We start from the raw sequence: 18,986 nt of genomic DNA on the forward strand, positions 1-18,986 counted from the left end.
ATTCCGTAGGTGGAAAGAAGAGTGCACAGGGCAATGCAGGGGGACCAACGCGCACATCGCACCTTCGTGATCCTGTGGACACTGGCGACAGCCGTCAAGCTGTTGATCGCCGCACGCTTGCCGCTCTTCGTTGACGAGGCCTTCTACTGGCAGGAAGGCCAGCATCTGGCGGCGGCGTATTCGGATCTGCCGGGCATGACCGCCTGGCTGGCGCGGCTGGGCGTGGAGCTGGGCGGACATCATCTGCTGGCGTTGCGGCTGCCGTTTCTGGCCATTTCCGCGCTGATTCCCTGGTTGATCGCGCATATCGCCACGCGCTGGTTCGGCTCCACGCTGGGCTGGCAGGCCGGCAGCCTGACCTTGCTGATGCCGCTGTCGGCCACGCTGGGCATTCTGGCCGTGCCGGATGTGCCGATGGCATTGGCGGCGGTGCTGTGCATGGATGCCGGTGCGCGCTTGTTGCGCGAGGTCGATGCCACCAGCGCGCTGGAGCTCGCCATCGGCCTGGTCATCGGTGCGCTCAGCCACTACCGCTTTGTCGGGGTGATCGGGGTGGGCTGCATCGCATTGCTGTGCATCCCGCAGGGGCGTGCGGTGATGCGCGACCCACGCATCTGGATGGCGCTGACCGTCGGCGCGGTGAGCTGGCTGCCGCTGCTGTTCTGGAATACCGACCACGACGATGCCGGGCTGCGCTTTCAATTGGTCGACCGGCATCCGTGGCGGTTCCAGATCGGCGGGCTGTGGTTTGTGCTGATCCAGACGGTGGCGGTGACGCCGCTGTTGGCCTGGGCGATGGTCAAGGTCGGTCTGGCCGGCACCCGCAGCGGCGGCGGCTCGCGCGCGCAATGGCGCTATTTCGGCTTGCTCGGCGGCATTTCGACCGTGGCGATCTTCGTGCTGGGCTTCTTCAGCGATGCCGAGCGGATCAGCTTCCACTGGCCGCTGCCCGGCTATCTGGCGCTGCTGGTGGCGGTGCCGGTGATCCTGATGCGCTGGCCGCATCCGCTACGCCGCACGGCGTGGTTGATCGCACTGCTGGGCATGCTCGGCGCATACGGCTACTACCTGGCGGTGTCGGTGCCGTCGATCCGCGCGCATACCGCCGGCGAAAAATACTACCCGCGCAACTTCGCCGGCTGGAACGATCTGGCGGCTGCGGTCAAATCGCGGCTGGCGCAGATGCCGCCGGGCACGCGCGTGTTGGCGGAGAACTTCAAGGTTGGCGCCGAGCTCGGCTTCCAGTTGCACGATGCCAAGATCGAGGTGCTGCGTGCCGCGTTGAACGACAAGCACGGGCGCAGCGCGCAGCTGCAGCAGTGGGGGTTGCTCAGCGACGGTACGCGTGACGGGCAGCGGCTGCTGGTGCTCTCGCCCAGCGATCAGCGCTACCGCGACCTGCTCACGCGTTACCACGCCATCTGCGACATGGTCGGCCCGCTGCCGCCGCCCACTGTGGTCTCCACCGATCACGGCTATCAGCGCTTTCTGCTGTTCGCACTGCCCGCGCAACGCCAGCCCGGGCCGTGCGTGACCCCGGCGATGGCGTGGATCGATGCGCCGCTGCCGGATGTCGCCGTGTCCGGCACGCTTCAAGTGCGTGGCTGGGCCTTCAAGGATGGCGTTGGGCTAGCGAATGTCGAGCTGCTGCTCGACGGTCGCCCGATCGCGCAGGCCACCTACGGCACGCCGCTGGATGTGCGCCCGTACTGGAAAATCTCCACCGACCCGCAGCATCCCAACGTCGGCTTCACTGCAACGCTCGACACCCACGCCTTGCCGCCCGGCACGCACTGGCTGGGCCTGCGCCTGCATGGCCGCGACGGCAGCGTCGAGGATTGGTGGGAGCAGCCCCTTACCGTTTCAGCACCTCAGAGCACGCGATGACCGATGCCATGCCTGTTGCCCATCCCGCGCCGGTGCCCGGGATTCGAATCGCCGTGCTGGTGCCGTGCCACAACGAAGCGGCGACGGTCGCTGCGGTCGTCGGCAATTTTTCTGCCGCTTTGCCGGGAGCGGTGATTCATGTGCTGGACAACAATTCCAGCGATGCCACCGCAGCGATCGCCGCGGCGGCAGGCGCCCAGGTCTGTCGTGTCGCATTGCAGGGCAAGGGCAACGTGGTACGGCGTGGATTTGCCGATGTCGAGGCCGACATCTACGTGTTGGTCGATGGCGACGCCACCTACGATGCCGCCGCCGCGCCGGCGCTGGTGCGCAAGCTGGTCGACGAGCGCCTGGACATGGTGGTCGGTGCGCGGCGCGATCAGCAGCAGGCCGCGTATCGGCCGGGGCATCGGTTGGGCAACGTCTTGCTGACGCGCTGCGCGGGGCTGCTGTTCGGCCGCAGCTTCGACGACATGCTGTCCGGCTACCGGGTGTTCTCGCGGCGCTACGTCAAATCGTTCGCCGCCCACGCGCAGGGCTTCGAGACCGAAACCGAACTGGCCGTGCATGCCTTGCAGCTGCGCATGCCGGTGGCCGAGGTCGAAACCGCCTATGGCGTGCGTCCGGAAGGCTCGCAAAGCAAGTTGAACACCTGGCGCGATGGCTGGCGCATCCTCGTCACGATCGTCAAATTGTTCAAGGCCGAGCGGCCGTTACTGTTCTTCTCGATCGGCTTCGTGCTCAGCGCCACATTGTCGGTGGTGCTGGCGATCCCCTTGTTCGAGACCTATTTCCAGACCGGGCTGGTGCCGCGCTTCCCCACTGCAATTCTGTGCGTGGCGCTGATGCTGCTCGGCTTCCTGCTGCTGGCCTGCGGTCTGATTCTGGATACCGTCACGCGTGGACGGGTGGAGGCCAAGCATCTGGCGTATTTGTCCGAGCCGGGCGTCGGCAGGCTGGTCGCGGTAGAAGACAACAAGGAACGTCGCTGATGGCATCGATTGCGGGCTCTGCACCTGTTGCGCGGCGGCAGCGTGTGTTGCGGTGGGCAGATCGCTGGTTCGGGTTTCATTCGCAGCGCCAGATCGCATCGGCAGTGGTCGCGGTCCTCCTGTTGGGGGCATTGCTGTCGCTTGGCCTGGGGCAGGACGCCAATTGGGATTTGCGCAATTACCATCTTTATATCGGCGATGCCTGGGCAAGCGACCGACTGGGCACGGATCTGGCCCCAGCGCAGATGCAGAGCTATTTCAGCCCGCTGCTCGATGCGATGCATGCCTGGCTGATGCTGCAGCTGCCCGGGCCGGTGGCCGGTGCGTTGCTCGGTGGTTTGCATGCGCTGGTCTTCATCCCGCTGGCGGCGCTGGCGTGGCGGGTATTGTCGAATGAATCCCGCCGCGCGCAGTGGGTGCCGCTGTTCGCGTTGGCTGGAATGTGCAGTGCGGTGTTCCTGTCCGAACTCGGCAACACCATGGGGGACACAGCCAGTGCAATTCCGGTGCTGGCTGCATTGGCGGTTGTGTTGTTGGCGCAGTTCAGGGCGCGCAATGGCTTGCACGTCGTGCATCTGTGGGCCGTTGCTGGTGCGTTGATCGGCCTGGCGGTGGCGCTCAAGCTCACCAATGCGTTGTATGCGTTGGCATTGGTGCCGGCAGTGCTGTGCGACGGTGGCCGCCTGCGCTCGCGCGTGCTCGCGTTGAGTGTGCTGGCGGGCGTTGCGCTGCTGGTGCTGTTGCTGGTGGCTGGCCCTTGGTATTGGCAGGTCTGGCAGCACCTGGGCAACCCGCTGTTTCCGCAGTTCAACGGCGTGTTCAAATCGCCGCTGGCCCAGCCGGTCTCGATCGCTGATGTGCGCTGGTTGCCGCGCACTATCGGCGAGCAGCTCATCTGGCCGCTGCTGTTTACGCTCAAGCCGCAGCGCATCGGCGATCTCGGTCTGGTGCAGGCGGGCTGGGCAGTGCTGTATGGGGTGGTGGCGATTGCTGCAGGGCGTGCGTTGGTGCGTCGTCCGGTGCGTGCTGCCGCTGTCGATCGCACTGCCATCGTGCTGCTGGTGTTCTTTGGCGTGGCGTATGCGCTGTGGCAGGCGATTTTCAGCATCCACCGCTATCTGGTGGTACTGGAGCTGCTGGCGCCGCTGGTGCTGTGGATCGTGTGCCGGCATGCATTTGCCGCGCGCGCAAATCGCAAGGCCGCCTGGTTGATCGGCGCATGCGCGCTGGTTGCGGTGGTCGGCTGGAAGGACTGGGGGCATGAGTCCTGGTCGCGCGAGAGCTTCCAGGTGGAGCAGCCGGTGCTCGGGAATCCCGCAGCGTCCAGTGTGTTGCTGGTCGGCGACGAACCGCAATCCTGGCGCGTGCCGTTGTTGCCGTCGCAGGCGCGCTACATCGGGGTTGCCACCAATATCTCCGAGACCGACCACTACCGACAGCGCGTGCGTGCATTGATTGCCGAGCGATCGCAGCTTTACGCGATGTTGGGGGCGGCGCGTGACAAGCAGCAATTGCGCATCGATCGCATGAATCGCCTGGCGCAGCAGTTCGGCTGGGAGCGTCAGCCGGGATGCACGCGGCTGCGCTGGTTGGTCGCACGCGGTCTGCGTGCCGAACTGGATACCTCACAGCCTGATCGCTGCGTACTGGCTATTCCCAAAGGCAAGGCGCTGGATATCGCAGCCGCAGATCAGGCCGTGCGCGAGGCTGCGCAACAGCGCCTGGCAGCGTACGGGCTGACGTTGGATCCCGCGCGTTGCCGCACGCTGTCCTCGCAGGTGGGGCAGGCCGTCTATCCGTATCAGTTCTGTCAGCTGGCGCTACCGAATTAAGAGCAGCCAACAAGCGCCTGCGCTCACCGCCAGGCGGACGCGGCCGCCGCTCGGTGCTGCATGCGCCACGCGTGCACTGCTGTTCCTGCTCGCCGCCGACACCCACATGGCGACCGCGCGCGACGTGTTATTGGTCGCTCCGAAAGTTAGGTGCGAGCCGGCAGCCTGCGCGCGTTTGCGGGGACACGCAGTTGAGGCTGGAATTCGAGCGCGCGCGTGTTCCAGCAGGCCACGTGCGGCCCTACAAATTGATCCGCCAAACACGCAGTGCTGATCCGTGGCTTACCTCAGGGAATCTGGAATCCCGCCTGCCGCAGCAATCTTGCCAGCGCGATCATCGGCAGGCCCACCAGGGCGGTGGGATCTTCCGAGCGGATCGCGTCGAACAGGCTGATGCCGAGGCCTTCGCATTTGAAGCTGCCGGCGCAATCCAGGGCTGGTTCGGCGTCCAGGTAGCGTTCGATCTCGACGACCGTCAGCGCGCGAAGTTGCACCTCGGTCAGGTCCAGCGCGTGCAGCTGGCGCTCCGGGCCGACCAGGCTGACGGCGGTATGGAAGCGCACGGTCTGGCCAGACATCGCAGTCAGCTGCATCCGGGCCCGCTCGTGCGTGCCGGGTTTGCCCAGCGCCTGGCCGTCCAGGTCGGCGACCTGATCCGAGCCGATCACCCAGGCGTCAGGGAAGCGGGCTGCCACCGTGGCGGCTTTTTCCACGGCCAGGCAGCTGGCCAGTGCGCTCGGGGATTCGCCCGGCCGTGCCTGCTCGTCGACCTCCGGCCGGACGGTGTCGAAGTCGAGCTGCAGGCGGCCGAGCAGCGCGCGCCGATAGACAGACGTGGAAGCAAGGATCAGGCGTGGCATCATGGGGCCGCTGCGAGGGGGGCAGGGGAGTCTGCCGTCCTGCGGGCCGCGCGGCAATCGCATGAATTGGGTCATTTGACAGGGCTGCCGCGGGTCTTTAACATTCTGCGGCTTATGTCCGCGAACGTGCCCGAAATGCTGGATGCTTGGCGGATGGTCGCAGCGCGCAGGCGCTTCGATGGCCGCATCCCGCTATCTGGGATGACCCGTTTGCAGGGAAGCCTTGTCGATACCGACGGCGAATGTGTCTATTCGCTTCAATTCGATCAAGACCCTCTGCTGAAGGTCGCCTATGTCGAACTCAGTATCGATGTGGAGCTTCCGCTGGCCTGCCAGCGCAGCCTGCAACGCTTCCTGTATCCGGTGCAAATCAGACAGCGTCTTGGTTTGATCCGTGACGAGGCCGACGAAGCTGCATTGCCGGCCGAGTACGAAGCGTTGCTGGTGCCGGAAGATGGCATGCTGCGGGCCGTCGACATGATCGAGGACGAGCTGGTGCTCTCAGTACCGGTGGTGCCGGTGGCGCCGGGTAGCGAAGCGATCGACGCCGAATGGGTTCCGACCCAGGAAGAGCAAGACAGGGCCAGTCCGTTCGCGGCGCTGGCAGCGTTGAAGAAACAGTAACCGCCGCTGTTAAGGGCGGTAAGACAGGTCGACGCGGGCGTAGAGCGTGCTGTTCGACTCAACAGACAAGTTATCGAACTAAAGTTGGAGCAATCCCATGGCTGTGCAGAAATCCCGTGTCACCCCGTCCCGCCGCGGCCAGCGTCGTTCGCACGATGCCCTGACCGCCAAGCAGCTGTCGACCGACCCGACCAGCGGCGAGATCCATCTGCGCCACCACATCACCGCTGACGGTTACTACCGCGGCAAGAAGGTGATCGCGACCAAGTCGTCGGCCGTCCAAGAAGATTGATCCGTGGCGCCCGCCGCGTTCGGCGCGGCCGGGTGACTCTCGCTTCTTCAGGAGCCGCCGATCACCGCGGCTCTTGCAATAGGGAACAGTATGAGCAAGCGGATCTATTCCAGAATCGCGGGCACGGGTAGTTATTTGCCCGAAAAGGTGTTGACCAACGACGACATGTCGAAGATTGTCGACACCAGCGATGAATGGATCTTCTCGCGCACTGGCATCCGTGAACGTCACATCGTCGCCGACGACCAGACCACCAGCGATCTGGCGTATTTCGCCTCGCTGAGGGCGATGGAAGCGGCCGGTGTGACCGCCGATGAGATCGATCTGATCGTCATCGGCACCACCACCCCTGACCTGATCTTTCCGTCGACTGCCTGTTTGCTGCAGGCCCGACTGGGTAACATCGGTTGCGGTGCGATGGACGTCAACGCTGCCTGCTCGGGTTTTGTCTACGCGCTCAGCGTGGCCGACAAGTTCGTGCGCAGTGGCGACGCCAAGACCGTGCTGGTGGTTGGCGCAGAAACCTTGACCCGCATCGTGGACTGGACCGATCGCACTACCTGCGTGCTTTTCGGCGATGGCGCCGGCGCGGTGATCCTCAAGGCCGACGAAGAGACCGGCATCCTCAGCACCCATTTGCACGCCGATGGCAGCAAGAAAGAGCTGCTGTGGGACCCGGTGGGGGTCTCGGTGGGATTCGGCGAAGGCAAGAATGGCGGCGGTGCATTGCTGATGAAGGGCAACGACGTCTTCAAGTATGCGGTCAAGGCGCTGGACTCGGTGGTCGATGAGACCCTGGCGGCCAGTGGCTATGACAAGCATGACCTGGATTGGCTGATTCCGCATCAGGCCAACCTGCGCATCATCGAAGCCACTGCCAAGCGGCTGGAGTTGCCGATGGAGCAGGTAGTCGTGACCGTAGATCGCCATGGCAACACGTCGTCTGCCTCGGTGCCGCTGGCGCTGGACGAAGCGGTGCGCTCCGGTCGCGTGCAGCGCGGCCAGTTGTTGTTGCTGGAAGCCTTCGGCGGCGGGTTTACCTGGGGCTCGGCGCTGCTGCGCTACTGACGGTTCTGCTTCCTGCGCCAGGTAGACGCGCACGTCCACTCAGGCGGATTCGTGCATGGCGGGGACACTCGTCTTCCCTTGCGGTGGGGGCAGGCTTGCCTCCTGGTGCCCGGTGTACGTTTTCGGGGGCGCTTGAAGTCCGCCAAGTGCAGCGCACGTTTTTAGGTCGCGTGATTCGCTCAATGCGACCAGTTTGCGGGCTAGCGCGTCGGACAAGCCGGCCGGCAAGTAAATTCAGCGCATGCACCCCGCCCACGATCCTGTCTTCGTCGCCTTGCTCACCGGCAGTTACCAGCGGTTTGCAGGCCGCCCGCTGGTCGCAGATCGACAGATCGAGCCCGATTGGCTGTATCACGATGCGCCGTTCGCCCTTCTTGCGCACGATACCGCTGTAGACCCGCGGTTTGTCTATGCGAACCAGGCGGCACAGCGCGTTTTCGGCTACAGCTGGGGCGAGTTCGTTGGCATGCCTTCGCGGCTATCGGCAGAATTGCCGGAACGAGCGGAACGTCAGCGTTTGCTCGACGCGGTCGCCCGCGATGGCGTCGTCACGGACTACGCGGGTATGCGGATCGCGAAAGATGGTTCCCGCTTCCGGATCGCCGAAGGTGTGGTATGGCAACTCGTCGATGAGGATGGGGTGCTGCATGGACAAGCGGCGACATTCCCGCTGCCAGGCTAGACGAAGCGCAAGCGGCAGCACCGGCTGCGCCCGACCCTTCGGCTTCCTCGCCGGCCTTGCCGGCGCTGGTGCGCCGCCTTGGCAGGCAGCGCTTTCACTATCGAACCCGAACGGCAGCGCGTCAGCGTCACTGCTGCCGTTGTGCGCCCGGCCCGACCAAGCCCGGTGTGCGGTTTTGCGACGTCGCGACACAGTCGCGTGGTCTTCTGCATACGCGGCAGTACAGACGCCGGGGCGATTTCGCACGTATGATCCCGGCTCGATTTTTGTAGGCAGCAACGCGTGACCGAATCCACTCTCGCCTTCGTGTTTCCCGGCCAGGGCTCGCAGTCCTTAGGCATGCTGGCCGAACTGTCCGAACTGCACCCGCAGATTCGCGAAACGTTCGCCGAAGCCTCCGAGGGCGCTGGCGTCGACTTGTGGGCGTTGTCCCAGGGCGGCCCGGAAGAAATGCTCAATCGCACCGAATACACCCAGCCCGCCTTGCTGGCTGCGGGCGTTGCGGTGTGGCGTCTGTGGACTGCCCAGCGCGGGCAGCGCCCGGTGCTGCTGGCGGGACACAGCCTGGGCGAATACACCGCGCTGGTCGCGGCTGGCGCCTTGTCGCTGCACGACGGTGCGCATCTGGTGCGGTTGCGCGGCCAGTTCATGCAGGCTGCGGCACCGGCGGGCGTCGGCGCGATGGCTGCGGTGCTGGGCGCCGAAGACGCCGTGGTGCAGGAGGTCTGTGACCAGGCGTCCGGCAGCGACGTGGTGGTGCCGGCCAACTTCAATTCGCCCGGTCAGATCGTGATCGGCGGCCACGCTGCGGCGGTGGATCGCGCGCTGGGGCTGCTGGCCGAGCGCGGCGTGCGCAAGGCGGTCAAGCTGGCAGTGAGCGTGCCCTCGCACACCCCGCTGATGCGCGAAGCCGCCAATCAGCTCGGCGAGGCGATGGCCGGGCTGACCTGGCACGCCCCGCAGATTCCAGTGGTGCAGAACGTGGACGCGCGCGTGCATGAGGGCAGCACGGCCATCCGCCAGGCCTTGGTGGAACAGCTCTACCTGCCGGTGCAATGGACCGGCTGCGTGCAGGCGCTCGCCAGCCAGGGCATCACCCGCATTGCCGAATGCGGCCCGGGCAAGGTGCTGAGCGGGCTGATCAAGCGCATCGACAAGAGCCTGGATGCGCGGACGCTGGCAACGCCCGCCGACTATGCCGGCGCGCTCGACGCGTGGGCGCACTGATCCAACGCCGCTGCCGGTCGTGCCGGCATCCCTCGACGTTCGCGGCCACGGTTGCGGCGTCCCCCATCGAGGAACAGCAATCATGAGCAAGCCCCTGCAGGGCGAAATCGCCCTCGTCACCGGCGCCAGCCGCGGCATCGGTGCGGCCATTGCCGATACCCTGGCCGCCCACGGCGCCACGGTCATCGGCACCGCCACCTCGGCTTCCGGCGCTGCGGCGATCGGCGAGCGTCTGGCCGCCCACGGCGGACACGGTCGTGAACTGAACGTCACCGACGCGGCTGCAGTCGATGGCGTGATCGATGCCATCGGCAAGGAGTTCGGCGCCATCTCGATCCTGGTCAACAACGCCGGCATCACCCGCGACAACCTGTTGATGCGGATGAAGGACGACGACTGGCAGGCGATCGTCGACACCAACCTGACCAGCGTGTTCCGCACCTCCAAGGCGGTCATGCGCGGCATGATGAAGGCGCGCAAGGGCCGCATCATCAATATCGCCTCGGTAGTGGGTGTGACCGGTAATCCTGGGCAGACCAATTATGCCGCCGCCAAGGCCGGCATCATCGCGTTCTCCAAATCGCTGGCCAAGGAAATCGGCTCGCGCGGGGTGACCGTCAATGTGGTGGCGCCCGGTTTCATCGATACCGACATGACCAAGGCGCTGCCGGACGAGGCCAGGACCGCCTTGCTGCAGCAGATTGCGCTGGGTCATCTGGGCGAGCCGGAAGACATCGCCAATGCGGTGGCGTTTCTGGCCGGCCCGACGGCCCGCTACATCACCGGTGAGACCCTGCACGTCAACGGTGGCATGTACATGCCGTAAGCGTGCGGCGCCGGGAGGCGCTAAGTGGCTGATCGGCCGGGAGTTGTGATGCAATGCAAGGCCCGGTCGCTTCCACTACACTATCCAACGCGGCCATCGCAGCGTCGATGGCGTTTTGTGAGTCCCTCACAGGAGCACCGCACATCCGTGTGCGGGGATCCTAAAACTCGAACCACCACTACTCCAGCTGGAGCGATATCCCCAATGAGCACCATCGAAGAACGCGTCAAGAAAATCGTCGTCGAACAACTCGGCGTCAAGGAAGAGGAAGTCACCACCAGCGCATCGTTCGTCGATGATCTGGGTGCCGACTCGCTGGACACCGTCGAGCTGGTGATGGCGCTGGAAGAAGAGTTCGAGTGCGAGATCCCGGACGAAGAGGCCGAGAAGATCACCTCGGTGCAGCAGGCGATCGACTACGTCAAGGCTCACGTCAAGAGCTGATGCGTTGTTCCTGATCGTGGCGGCGTGCATCAAGCCGCTGCCGCATCAGACATTCCATGGGGCCGCTGATGCGGCCCTGTGTTTTTCAAGTGTCACCCGCAAACCCCAAGCACCGTCCGTTCCGTGGTGAGGAGATCTGCAATGAGTCGTCGTGTTGTCGTTACCGGCATGGGCATGGTGTCGCCGCTGGGCAATGATCTGGCCACCAGCTGGGACGGAATCGTCCACGGCCGCTCAGGCATTGGCCCGATCACGCAGATCGATGCCTCGCAGTTCACCACCAAGATCGCCGGTGAAATCAAGAATTTCGACCCCACGCTTTTTGTGTCCGCCAAGGACGTCAAGAAGATGGATTCGTTCATCCACTACGGTGTCGGCGCCTCGTTCATGGCGCTGGACGATTCCGGACTGGAAATCGACGAAAGCAATGCCGAACGCGTGGGCGCCATTCTCGGCTCCGGCATCGGCGGGCTGCTCGGCATTGAAGAGCAGACCATCAAATTCCATGAGGGCGGCGCGCGCAAGATTTCGCCGTTCTATGTGCCCAGCACCATCATCAACATGCTGCCCGGCCAGGTGAGCCTGATCAAAGGCCTGAAAGGCCCGACGTTCTCGGCGGTATCGGCCTGCGCCACATCCAACCATTCGATCGGCACCGCGATGCGCATGATCCAGCACGGCGATGCCGATGTGATGCTGGCTGGCGGTGCCGAGCGCGGTTCGTCGCCGAGTTCGGTGGGCGGCTTTTGTGCGATGAAAGCGATGTCCACCCGTAACGACGACCCGGCCGGCGCGTCGCGGCCGTGGGACAAGCAGCGCGATGGCTTCGTGCTGGGCGACGGCGCCGGCGTGCTGGTGCTGGAGGAGTACGAACACGCCAAGGCGCGTGGCGCACGCATCTATGCCGAGCTGGTCGGCTTCGGCGCCAGTTCCGATGCGTTTCACATGACCGCCCCCAGCGAAGACGGCGAGGGCGCGGCGCGCAGCATGGCGGCAGCGATGCGCGACGCCAAGCTCAACCCCGAGCAAATCGGCTACCTCAACGCGCACGGCACCTCCACGCCGCTGGGCGATCTGGCCGAAACGATGGCGATGAAGCGCGCGCTGGGCGATCACGCTTACAAGACCATGGTGAGCTCGACCAAGTCGATGACCGGGCATCTGCTCGGCGCGGCCGGCGGTGTGGAAGCGATCTTCTCGGTGATGGCGCTGCACACCGGCATCATCCCGCCGACCATCAACCTGGAAGAGCCAAGCGAAGGCTGCGACCTGGATTACGTGCCGAACGTGGCGCGCGAGGTGCAGGTGGATGCGGTGATGTCCAACGGCTTCGGCTTTGGCGGCACCAACGGCACGCTGGTGTTCAAGCGCGTTTGACCCCGCATATCGGTCGCGTGGCGTCATCGGCGCGCGACCTGCCTGGCTGTCGCATGCACTGCCGGCTTGCGGGTTGATGTTCAATCCTGCGATCAACCGTTGATCCACTCCTCGCGCGTGCTGCGTACGGCAGCGGTGCGTCCGTATCTCACGCCATGCCGGACCGATGACGCTTACCCGATCACTGCACGCGGACATCGACCTGCTGGCGCTGCATCGGCTGTCACCGCAACGCTATCCGGCCCTGCTGGAGTCCAGCGCTTCCGGCACCGAGCATGGTCGCTGGGATGTGCTGCTGCTGGCAGAGGGGCCATGCCTGCGGCTGGATCCGGACGGATGTACGCGCGATGGCGCTGGGCGGTTGCTGGAGGGCGGCTTTCTGGCGGCGCTGGATGCCGCCTGGCAGGCCGAGCGCGTGCCGCACGACGCGGCAAGCCCATGGCCGTTTCGCGGCGGTTGGGCGGTGCTGCTGGATTACGAACTTGCCGCGCAGGTCGAGCCGATTCTGCAACTGCCCACGCGCCGCGATGGCGTGCCCACCGCGCTGGCCTTGCGCGCGCCGGCAGCGGTGCTGCGCGATCGCCTGCACGGGCGCTGTGTGGCGCTGGCAGAGCCGGGCCGCGAGGAGTTGTTGCAGCAGATCGGCGACGACCTTGCTGCCTGCGCCGCACTGCCGCCGCTGCCTGCCTGGGCCGGGCCGCTTGCGGTGGACGAAGAGGCCCCCGAGCGTTTTACCGGGGCAGTGGAGCGCGTGCTCGATTACCTGCGTGCCGGCGATGTCTTCCAGGCCAATATCTCGCGCGCCTGGCACGCGGCATTCGCTGCGGTGGTCGATCCGGCCGCGTTGCATGCGCGCCTGCGTGCGGCCAATCCGGCGCCGTTTGCCGGCCTGTTCGTTGCCGCCGGGCGTGCAGTGGCCAGTTCCTCGCCAGAGCGGCTGGTCTCGGTACAGGGCGATGTGGTGCAGACGCGCCCGATCGCCGGCACCCGCGCGCGGTTTGCCGGGGACGACGATGCCGCACGTATCCGGGAGCTGGTCGGGCATCCGAAGGAGCGCGCCGAGCACGTGATGCTGATCGATCTGGAGCGCAACGACCTGGGCCGCATCTGCGCGCCGGGCACCGTGGAGGTGGACGAGTTGATGTGCGTGGAGAGCTATGCGCATGTGCATCACATCGTCAGCAACGTGCGCGGGCGTCTGCGCGCCGGGGTAACGCCCGGTGAGGTGATTGCCGCGGTGTTTCCCGGTGGCACCATTACCGGTTGCCCGAAGGTGCGCTGCATGCAGGTCATCGCCGAGCTCGAACAAACTGCGCGCGGCGCCTATACCGGTGCATTCGGCTGGCTCAATCGTGATGGCGACATGGATCTGAATATCCTGATCCGCACCGCCGAGGTGGCCGGTCACCAGGTGCATTTCCGCACCGGTGCCGGGATCGTGGTGGATTCGGATCCGCAGCGCGAGCTGGATGAAACCCGCGCCAAGGCGCGTGGCGTGTTGCGTGCGATCGAGCAGACATGAGCGCTTCAACGGGACATCACCGGCGCGCGGTATCCTGCGCGGCGCAGGGGCAATGACGAGGTGGGTGTGGCGGTGACTGGCAAACGCGGATGTCTGGCCGTGCTGGGTACGGTAGTGCTGCTCGTAGCGCTGCTGGCGATTGCCGCCGTGGTGGCGTGGCGGCATTACCTGCACTTCGCCGATACCCCCGTGCCTGCGAGCGCGCCCAGCGTGGTGATTGCGCCCGGCGATTCGCTCAAGGCTACATTGCGCAAGCTGCGCGCTGCCGGCCTGGCGCAGGGCACCGAGCTGGAATGGCAGCTGCTGGCGCGCCAGGTCGATGCGGCCGGCAAGCTCAAGGTGGGCGAGTACGCGCTGTCGCCAGCGCTGTCGCCGCGCGAACTGCTGACGCGCATGCGCCAGGGGAGGGTGATCCAGTACCGCTTCACGATCGTGGAAGGCTGGAATTTCCGTCAGCTGCGCGCCGCACTGGCGACCGCCACGCCGCTGCAACATTCCATCGATGCGCTGGACGATGCGGCACTGATGGCCCGGCTGGGAGTTGCCAGGCAGCATCCGGAAGGGCGCTTCCTGCCGGAAACCTATGTGTACCAGCGTGGCGACAGCGATATCGATGTACTCAAGCGCGCGCATGCGGCCATGGACAAGGCATTGGCGCAGGCCTGGGAGCAGCGCGCCCCGAACCTGCCACTCGCCTCGCCGGAGCAGGCATTGATCCTGGCCTCGATCATCGAAAAAGAAACGGCCCTGGCCTCCGAGCGCCCGCTCATCGCCGGGGTGTTCCTGCGCCGCTTGCAGCTGGGCATGAAGCTGCAGACCGACCCCACCGTGATCTACGGCATCGGCAGCAGCTACGACGGCAATATCCGTCGCCGCGACCTGACCACCGATACGCCGTACAACACCTACACCCGTACCGGCCTGACGCCGACGCCGATCGCCATGCCGGGCCGCGAGGCGCTGCTGGCGGCGGTGCGGCCGGCGCCCGGCGAGGCGCTGTATTTCGTGGCGGTGGGCGATGGCACCGGGGCGCACGCGTTCTCGGCCACGTTGGCCGAACATAACGCAGCGGTGGCGCGCTATCTGCAGCGCCGCCGGCTGCCGAGCACGCCGCAGACGGAGCCTATGCCATGACCGCCGCATTTTCGCCCTGGCAGCAGCGCGCCTTCGACCAGACCGTGGCTGCACTGGATGCGGGGCGCCTTGGACATGGGTTGCTGATCTGCGGCCCGGAAGGTCTGGGCAAGCGTGCCGTCGCCCTGGCCCTGGCCGAGCACGTCCTGGCCAGCTCGCCAGACCCGGCACTGGCGCAGCGCACGCGCCAGCTGATTGCCGCCGGTACCCATCCGGACCTGCAACTGGTCTCGTTCATTCCCAATCGCACCGGCGACAAGCTGCGTACCGAGATCGTCATCGAGCAGGTGCGCGAGATTTCGCAGAAGCTCGCGCTGACCCCGCAGTACGGCATTGCCCAGGTCGTGATCGTCGACCCGGCCGATGCGATCAATCGCTCGGCCTGCAACGCCTTGCTCAAGACCCTGGAAGAGCCGTCGCCGGGGCGCTACCTGTGGTTGATCAGCGCGCAGCCAGCGCGTCTACCGGCGACCATCCGTAGCCGCTGCCAGCGCCTGGAATTCAAGTTGCCGCCTGCGCACGAGGCGCTGGCCTGGTTGCTCTCGCAAGGTGTGAGCGAGCGCGCCGCACAGGAAGCGCTGGACGCCGCGCGCGGCCACCCCGGTCTGGCCGCGCAGTGGTTGCGCGAAGATGGCCTGGCCGTCCGGCGTGCGGTTGCGCAGGATCTGGAGCAGATCGCCAATGGACGCGCCGGCGCAGTCGATGTCGCGCAGCGTTGGACCAACGATGGCCAGGCCGACCAGCGCCTGCGCCATGCCGCCGATCTGGCATTGGCACAGGCATCGGCCGGCTTGACCGATCCATCGCGGTTGCACAAGCTTGCGACCTGGTTCGACGCTGCCAACCGCACCCGCGATCTGCTGCGCACCACCGTCCGCGCCGACCTGGCGGTGACGGAATTGTTGCTGTCCTGGCGCGAGGGAGAGCGCCAGCCACGTTCTAGGGGAACTCGATGAGTGCAATGAATGCACGCCAAGGCATTTTGTCGCTGGCGTTGAAAGACAAGCCAGCGCTCTACAGCGCCTACATGCCGTTCGTGAAAGGCGGCGGCATCTTCGTGCCCACGCCCAAGCGCTACATGTTGGGCGATGAAGTCTTCCTGCTGCTGACCCTGCCGGACTCCAGCGAGCGTCTGCCGGTCGCCGGCAAGGTCATCTGGACCACGCCTGCCGGCGCACAGGGCAACCGCGCCGCCGGCATCGGCGTGCAGTTCCCCGACGGCCCGGAAGGCGAGGCGGTGCGCAACAAGATCGAGACGCTGCTGGCCGGATTGACCACCTCGGACAAGCCGACGCATACGATGTAAGCGGCAGAGGCGCGGCAAGACGGCAGCGAGGCTTGCGGTGGAGCCGCTAGGTCATCGCGGCAGACCGGCGCGATGGAGGTGCCATCTCGCTGGCGTGAAAGAGGGCAAGTAAACAATTGTTGACGACCGCCGCCGCTGCCCTATAATGTGCGGCTCGCGTCACCGGGCGGTTAGCTCAGCGGTAGAGCATTGCCTTCACACGGCAAGGGTCACAGGTTCGAACCCTGTACCGCCCACCAACGCAATCAAAGTGTTGCGACCAAGCCGGCCTAAAGCCGGTTTTTTTCGTAAGTGCGTTGTAAGTGCGAAGCACGGCTCGTAGCCCTCCTTGCCTATGTGCGATAAAGTGATGTGCACAGGGGGAAGTATGAGAAAGCAGGGAAAGCGCAGTCCTCGCACGCGCTGGATCCAGGTGCGGCTGTCACGGGAGCGTGGCCGACGCCGCGCTGCGCGACGAGCCAAACTCTATAACCCTCCCCCCATTGAGCTAGCCCATTCACCGAAGCTGAATCCGAACTATCGGATGGGCGGAGGAAGAAAGTTCAAGGGCTCGAGCTTCATTGAGATTCCGTTGCGACTTGAGTGCCACACGCCGGACGATTGGGACATCCTGCTGGCCTTGCTGCGCCATATCCGCCGCGCTGCACTGGTCGATCATCTGCGCCGGGTAGTGCTGAATTTTCACGACGTGCAGTTCATTGCCCCAGAAGCTGCGGTAACTATCGTGGCTGAGATTCAGCGGTGCAAAGAATTTTGCGACAAGCGGACGACGATCACCGGCACCTATCCATCTTCGCATAACGTCGCGTCGCTGCTATGCGATGTGGGGTTCTTCAAGGCGCTGCAAATAAAGCCGCCGGCGCTGCCAAAGGCATTCCTGCGAAGAACCTACCTTCAGATTGAGCGACACAATCAGACAATCGCTGAGGTGGCAGACCAGCTCCTGGACTGCTTTTCAGAGGTCTTTGATTTTGAGGGTGGGGACCGCAAGCGACTGCATGTCGCCTTGGTTGAGTCGATGGATAACGTCTTTGAGCACGCGTATCTGCCCCACTCAACTCGTCCGGACCTGATTCGGGAATGGTGGCTTGCCGGCTATGCCGACAAGGACGAAGGCACAATCAGCTTTACGTTCTACGATCAGGGCGCAGGCATTCCTAGCACCATCCGCGCACGGCAAGGGGATAGAATTCGCAGCTACCTGAGCAACTGGACTGATGGGCGTTGGATCGAGCGGGCGTTGTCGAAGGGCGTCTCCAGGCACGGGTCTAAGCGTCGTGGACATGGCTTGTTGAAGTTGAGGGAATTTATCGACCGCATTGATGTCGAAGGTTCACTCCGCGTTATCGCGAATCGTGGTTTCGTAACGTTCAATTCTGACGGTCGGAGCGCCGTTAGTAATACGACTAAGGATCTTCATGGAACTCTCGTCAGCTGGCAGCTTCGCGGGATCACAGTTCAGGTTCCTGGCGCGACACCAGGGGAAGTCGGACATGCTACCTAGCACTCGTTACGTCATAGCAAGTCAGTTCTCCAAGTTTCCAGGAGGCCGTAGGCGTGTTCATGGGCGCCATTCTGGCGAGGAGTTCCGCGAGGACATCGTTAGGGCTTTGCTGGCCCAATACGAGCGCGTGACGTTCGATTTGAGCGGTAGCGCCGGCTATTCTTCCGGCTTCCTCGACGAGGCCTTCGGCGGGCTCCTTGCCTATTTCACGTTCGATGACCTACGCAAGCGGGTAGTCATTGAAGCTGAAGATGACCCGGATGCCATTGACATCGCTTGGAAGCGCATGCGGGAAGCGTCTCAAGAGCGAGCCTGAGAAGGATGGCGTCTGCCGGCACGCCTCTATGGGCGACGTTTGTCATCTCGTTTGGTGCAGCAACGATTACCCATTTGCTGACCCTATGGCGTGAAACGCGGAAGCGTGATGCCGATGCAATCAGTGCTTGGAAGAAAGAATGCGATGCCCTCATTACCCAAATCACTGACGAAGCCAACGCCTATTACTTTGATCCCAAGCTTGTCGACAGCACCGTACCCGCCTCACAGAGGTTGGTTGTAAAGCTCCGCCGGCTTGGGAAGAAAGTCCGAGAAGTTCACTGTGTGGAACCGCGGGACACAAAGCAATGTGGTGACCTACTGCAGGAGTTGAGGGACCTCATCACGCTGCCAGAGGATTTCCAACTCCCCAAGCGAACGATTCGGGAGCACACTGATCCACTGATGGCGCAGATCATGGATTGCGAGGAACGTCTCCGCGCTAATCTCGATCTACGTCGGAAGACGCGCAAGTAGGGATAGGATTTCTCGTTAGGGAGCCATGCCGTGTGGGACTCTCGCTGTCGCTGCGTTCGGTGAATTTAGCCAAGTCGAGTGGCGGCCACATTCTTGTTGACGCCGCTCGGCGAGATCTCATAGGACACCGCGCGGCCGCCAATCGGGGCTTGCGGATCGATGAGGTTAAACGCTGCAACTTGGGCTCTCATAACCTCAAGCATGGCGGACACGTAGAACATATCTGGGATCGACTCTGGTGACCATGCACCTGGCGCGGCGCGGACGCTCTCGATTCTCCCGATGACCACTCCAGGCTGTGCGGCGCGGAATGTCGGGCAGGTGTCTAGCATGCGTTGGAAGATATCGGACCAATCGGCCACGGTGACTTCGCACTCTGCGACCATAGTGGTGATTGGGGCCCCTTACAGGGCCGTAGCACGAAAATGCTCGATCATCGCTCCGGCGGCGACGCAGGTGGTCTCCAAGTCTCGAATGAGGATCTCCGATTCTCAGCCGCTTCGGATCTGCTTGGACCGCCCTAATGAGGTATTGCAGCATTGCGGCGTTGGGGCGCAGCGGCGCATTGACGAGATGTCGGTGCAATGGACGAACCTGGCTGACCGCAATTGCCGACG

Annotated in this window: 20 protein-coding genes and 1 tRNA gene; 19 read left to right on the forward strand and 2 right to left on the reverse strand. The window is 64.5% G+C overall.

The features are described from left to right. The first annotated feature begins 33 nt into the window (after positions 1–33). The 3 genes from EO156_RS08850 to EO156_RS08860 are packed head-to-tail and all read left to right on the forward strand — an operon-like array spanning position 34 to position 4,711. Positions 34–1,887 carry a glycosyltransferase family 39 protein gene (locus EO156_RS08850; protein ID WP_016850008.1) on the forward strand — a complete coding sequence of 618 codons (1,854 nt, stop codon included), beginning with the start codon at positions 34–36 and terminating at the stop codon, positions 1,885–1,887. Continuing rightward, positions 1,884–2,879, forward strand: a complete 996-nt coding sequence (locus tag EO156_RS08855) for a glycosyltransferase (protein WP_005920495.1) — start codon at positions 1,884–1,886, stop codon at positions 2,877–2,879. Before EO156_RS08850 ends, EO156_RS08855 begins: the two co-directional genes overlap by 4 nt. Next, positions 2,879–4,711, forward strand: coding sequence for a hypothetical protein (locus EO156_RS08860; RefSeq protein WP_016850009.1), 1,833 nt, complete (start codon positions 2,879–2,881; stop codon positions 4,709–4,711). The genes EO156_RS08855 and EO156_RS08860 overlap by 1 nt, the downstream gene beginning before the upstream one ends. Positions 4,712–4,998: 287 nt before the next feature. On the opposite strand, the gene EO156_RS08865 is transcribed toward EO156_RS08860, so the two are convergent. Continuing rightward, positions 4,999–5,574, reverse strand: coding sequence for a Maf family nucleotide pyrophosphatase (locus EO156_RS08865; protein WP_016850010.1), 576 nt, complete (start codon positions 5,572–5,574; stop codon positions 4,999–5,001). Positions 5,575–5,685: 111 nt separating this feature from the next. Here EO156_RS08865 and EO156_RS08870 point away from each other — a divergent pair, with 111 nt between their 5' ends. The 16 genes from EO156_RS08870 (at position 5,686) to EO156_RS08945 (ending at position 18,369) form a co-directional block, all read left to right on the forward strand. Beyond that, a complete protein-coding gene (locus EO156_RS08870) occupies positions 5,686–6,195 on the forward strand; it encodes a YceD family protein (protein ID WP_016850011.1) in 510 nt (169 codons plus the stop codon). Between the two features lie 97 nt (positions 6,196–6,292). After that, a complete protein-coding gene (gene rpmF, locus EO156_RS08875; RefSeq protein WP_003483870.1) occupies positions 6,293–6,487 on the forward strand; it encodes a 50S ribosomal protein L32 in 195 nt (64 codons plus the stop codon). Between the two features lie 90 nt (positions 6,488–6,577). Further along, positions 6,578–7,555 (forward strand): beta-ketoacyl-ACP synthase III, encoded by a 978-nt coding sequence (locus tag EO156_RS08880; RefSeq protein WP_016850012.1) that lies wholly within the window; start codon positions 6,578–6,580, stop codon positions 7,553–7,555. A gap of 241 nt (positions 7,556–7,796) precedes the next feature. Beyond that, entirely contained in the window at positions 7,797–8,237 is a 441-nt protein-coding gene (locus tag EO156_RS08885; RefSeq protein WP_016850013.1) for an MEKHLA domain-containing protein, read from the forward strand. Between the two features lie 282 nt (positions 8,238–8,519). After that, a complete protein-coding gene (fabD, locus tag EO156_RS08890; RefSeq protein WP_005920498.1) occupies positions 8,520–9,464 on the forward strand; it encodes an ACP S-malonyltransferase in 945 nt (314 codons plus the stop codon). 82 nt (positions 9,465–9,546) lie between these two features. Next, positions 9,547–10,290, forward strand: coding sequence for a 3-oxoacyl-ACP reductase FabG (gene fabG / locus EO156_RS08895; protein ID WP_016850014.1), 744 nt, complete (start codon positions 9,547–9,549; stop codon positions 10,288–10,290). Between the two features lie 204 nt (positions 10,291–10,494). Beyond that, positions 10,495–10,734, forward strand: a complete 240-nt coding sequence (gene acpP / locus EO156_RS08900; protein WP_002814322.1) for an acyl carrier protein — start codon at positions 10,495–10,497, stop codon at positions 10,732–10,734. 141 nt (positions 10,735–10,875) lie between these two features. Beyond that, positions 10,876–12,111, forward strand: a complete 1,236-nt coding sequence (fabF, locus tag EO156_RS08905) for a beta-ketoacyl-ACP synthase II (protein ID WP_016850015.1) — start codon at positions 10,876–10,878, stop codon at positions 12,109–12,111. 166 nt (positions 12,112–12,277) lie between these two features. Next, a complete protein-coding gene (locus tag EO156_RS08910; RefSeq protein WP_005928098.1) occupies positions 12,278–13,633 on the forward strand; it encodes an aminodeoxychorismate synthase component I in 1,356 nt (451 codons plus the stop codon). A 60-nt stretch (positions 13,634–13,693) separates the two neighbouring features. Continuing rightward, the gene (mltG, locus tag EO156_RS08915; RefSeq protein WP_005928095.1) at positions 13,694–14,767 is read left to right on the forward strand and encodes an endolytic transglycosylase MltG; all 1,074 of its coding nucleotides are present in this window, start codon (positions 13,694–13,696) and stop codon (positions 14,765–14,767) included. Then, positions 14,764–15,723: a DNA polymerase III subunit delta' gene (locus EO156_RS08920; RefSeq protein ID WP_007969013.1), complete on the forward strand. Its 960-nt coding sequence runs from the start codon at positions 14,764–14,766 to the stop codon at positions 15,721–15,723. Before mltG ends, EO156_RS08920 begins: the two co-directional genes overlap by 4 nt. After that, complete coding sequence (locus EO156_RS08925; RefSeq protein ID WP_003483889.1) at positions 15,720–16,073, forward strand: PilZ domain-containing protein; 354 nt, start codon at positions 15,720–15,722, stop codon at positions 16,071–16,073. The genes EO156_RS08920 and EO156_RS08925 overlap by 4 nt, the downstream gene beginning before the upstream one ends. A 164-nt stretch (positions 16,074–16,237) precedes the next feature. Next, positions 16,238–16,312, forward strand: a tRNA-Val gene (locus EO156_RS08930). Positions 16,313–16,596: 284 nt separating this feature from the next. Continuing rightward, on the forward strand, positions 16,597–17,577 hold the full coding sequence (locus tag EO156_RS08935) for an ATP-binding protein (RefSeq protein ID WP_016849827.1): 981 nt from the start codon (positions 16,597–16,599) through the stop codon (positions 17,575–17,577). Beyond that, on the forward strand, positions 17,567–17,893 hold the full coding sequence (locus EO156_RS24565) for an STAS-like domain-containing protein (protein ID WP_016849828.1): 327 nt from the start codon (positions 17,567–17,569) through the stop codon (positions 17,891–17,893). Before EO156_RS08935 ends, EO156_RS24565 begins: the two co-directional genes overlap by 11 nt. Positions 17,894–17,898: 5 nt before the next feature. Further along, on the forward strand, positions 17,899–18,369 hold the full coding sequence (locus EO156_RS08945) for a hypothetical protein (protein ID WP_016849829.1): 471 nt from the start codon (positions 17,899–17,901) through the stop codon (positions 18,367–18,369). 65 nt (positions 18,370–18,434) lie between these two features. Here the strand turns inward: EO156_RS08945 and EO156_RS08950 are convergent, their stop codons facing one another. Continuing rightward, complete coding sequence (locus EO156_RS08950; protein WP_124632044.1) at positions 18,435–18,731, reverse strand: hypothetical protein; 297 nt, start codon at positions 18,729–18,731, stop codon at positions 18,435–18,437. Positions 18,732–18,986 lie beyond the last annotated feature (255 nt).

The sequence above is a fragment of the Xanthomonas sp. DAR33341 genome, from assembly GCF_003992815.1.
Lineage (GTDB): Bacteria > Pseudomonadota > Gammaproteobacteria > Xanthomonadales > Xanthomonadaceae > Xanthomonas > Xanthomonas cissicola.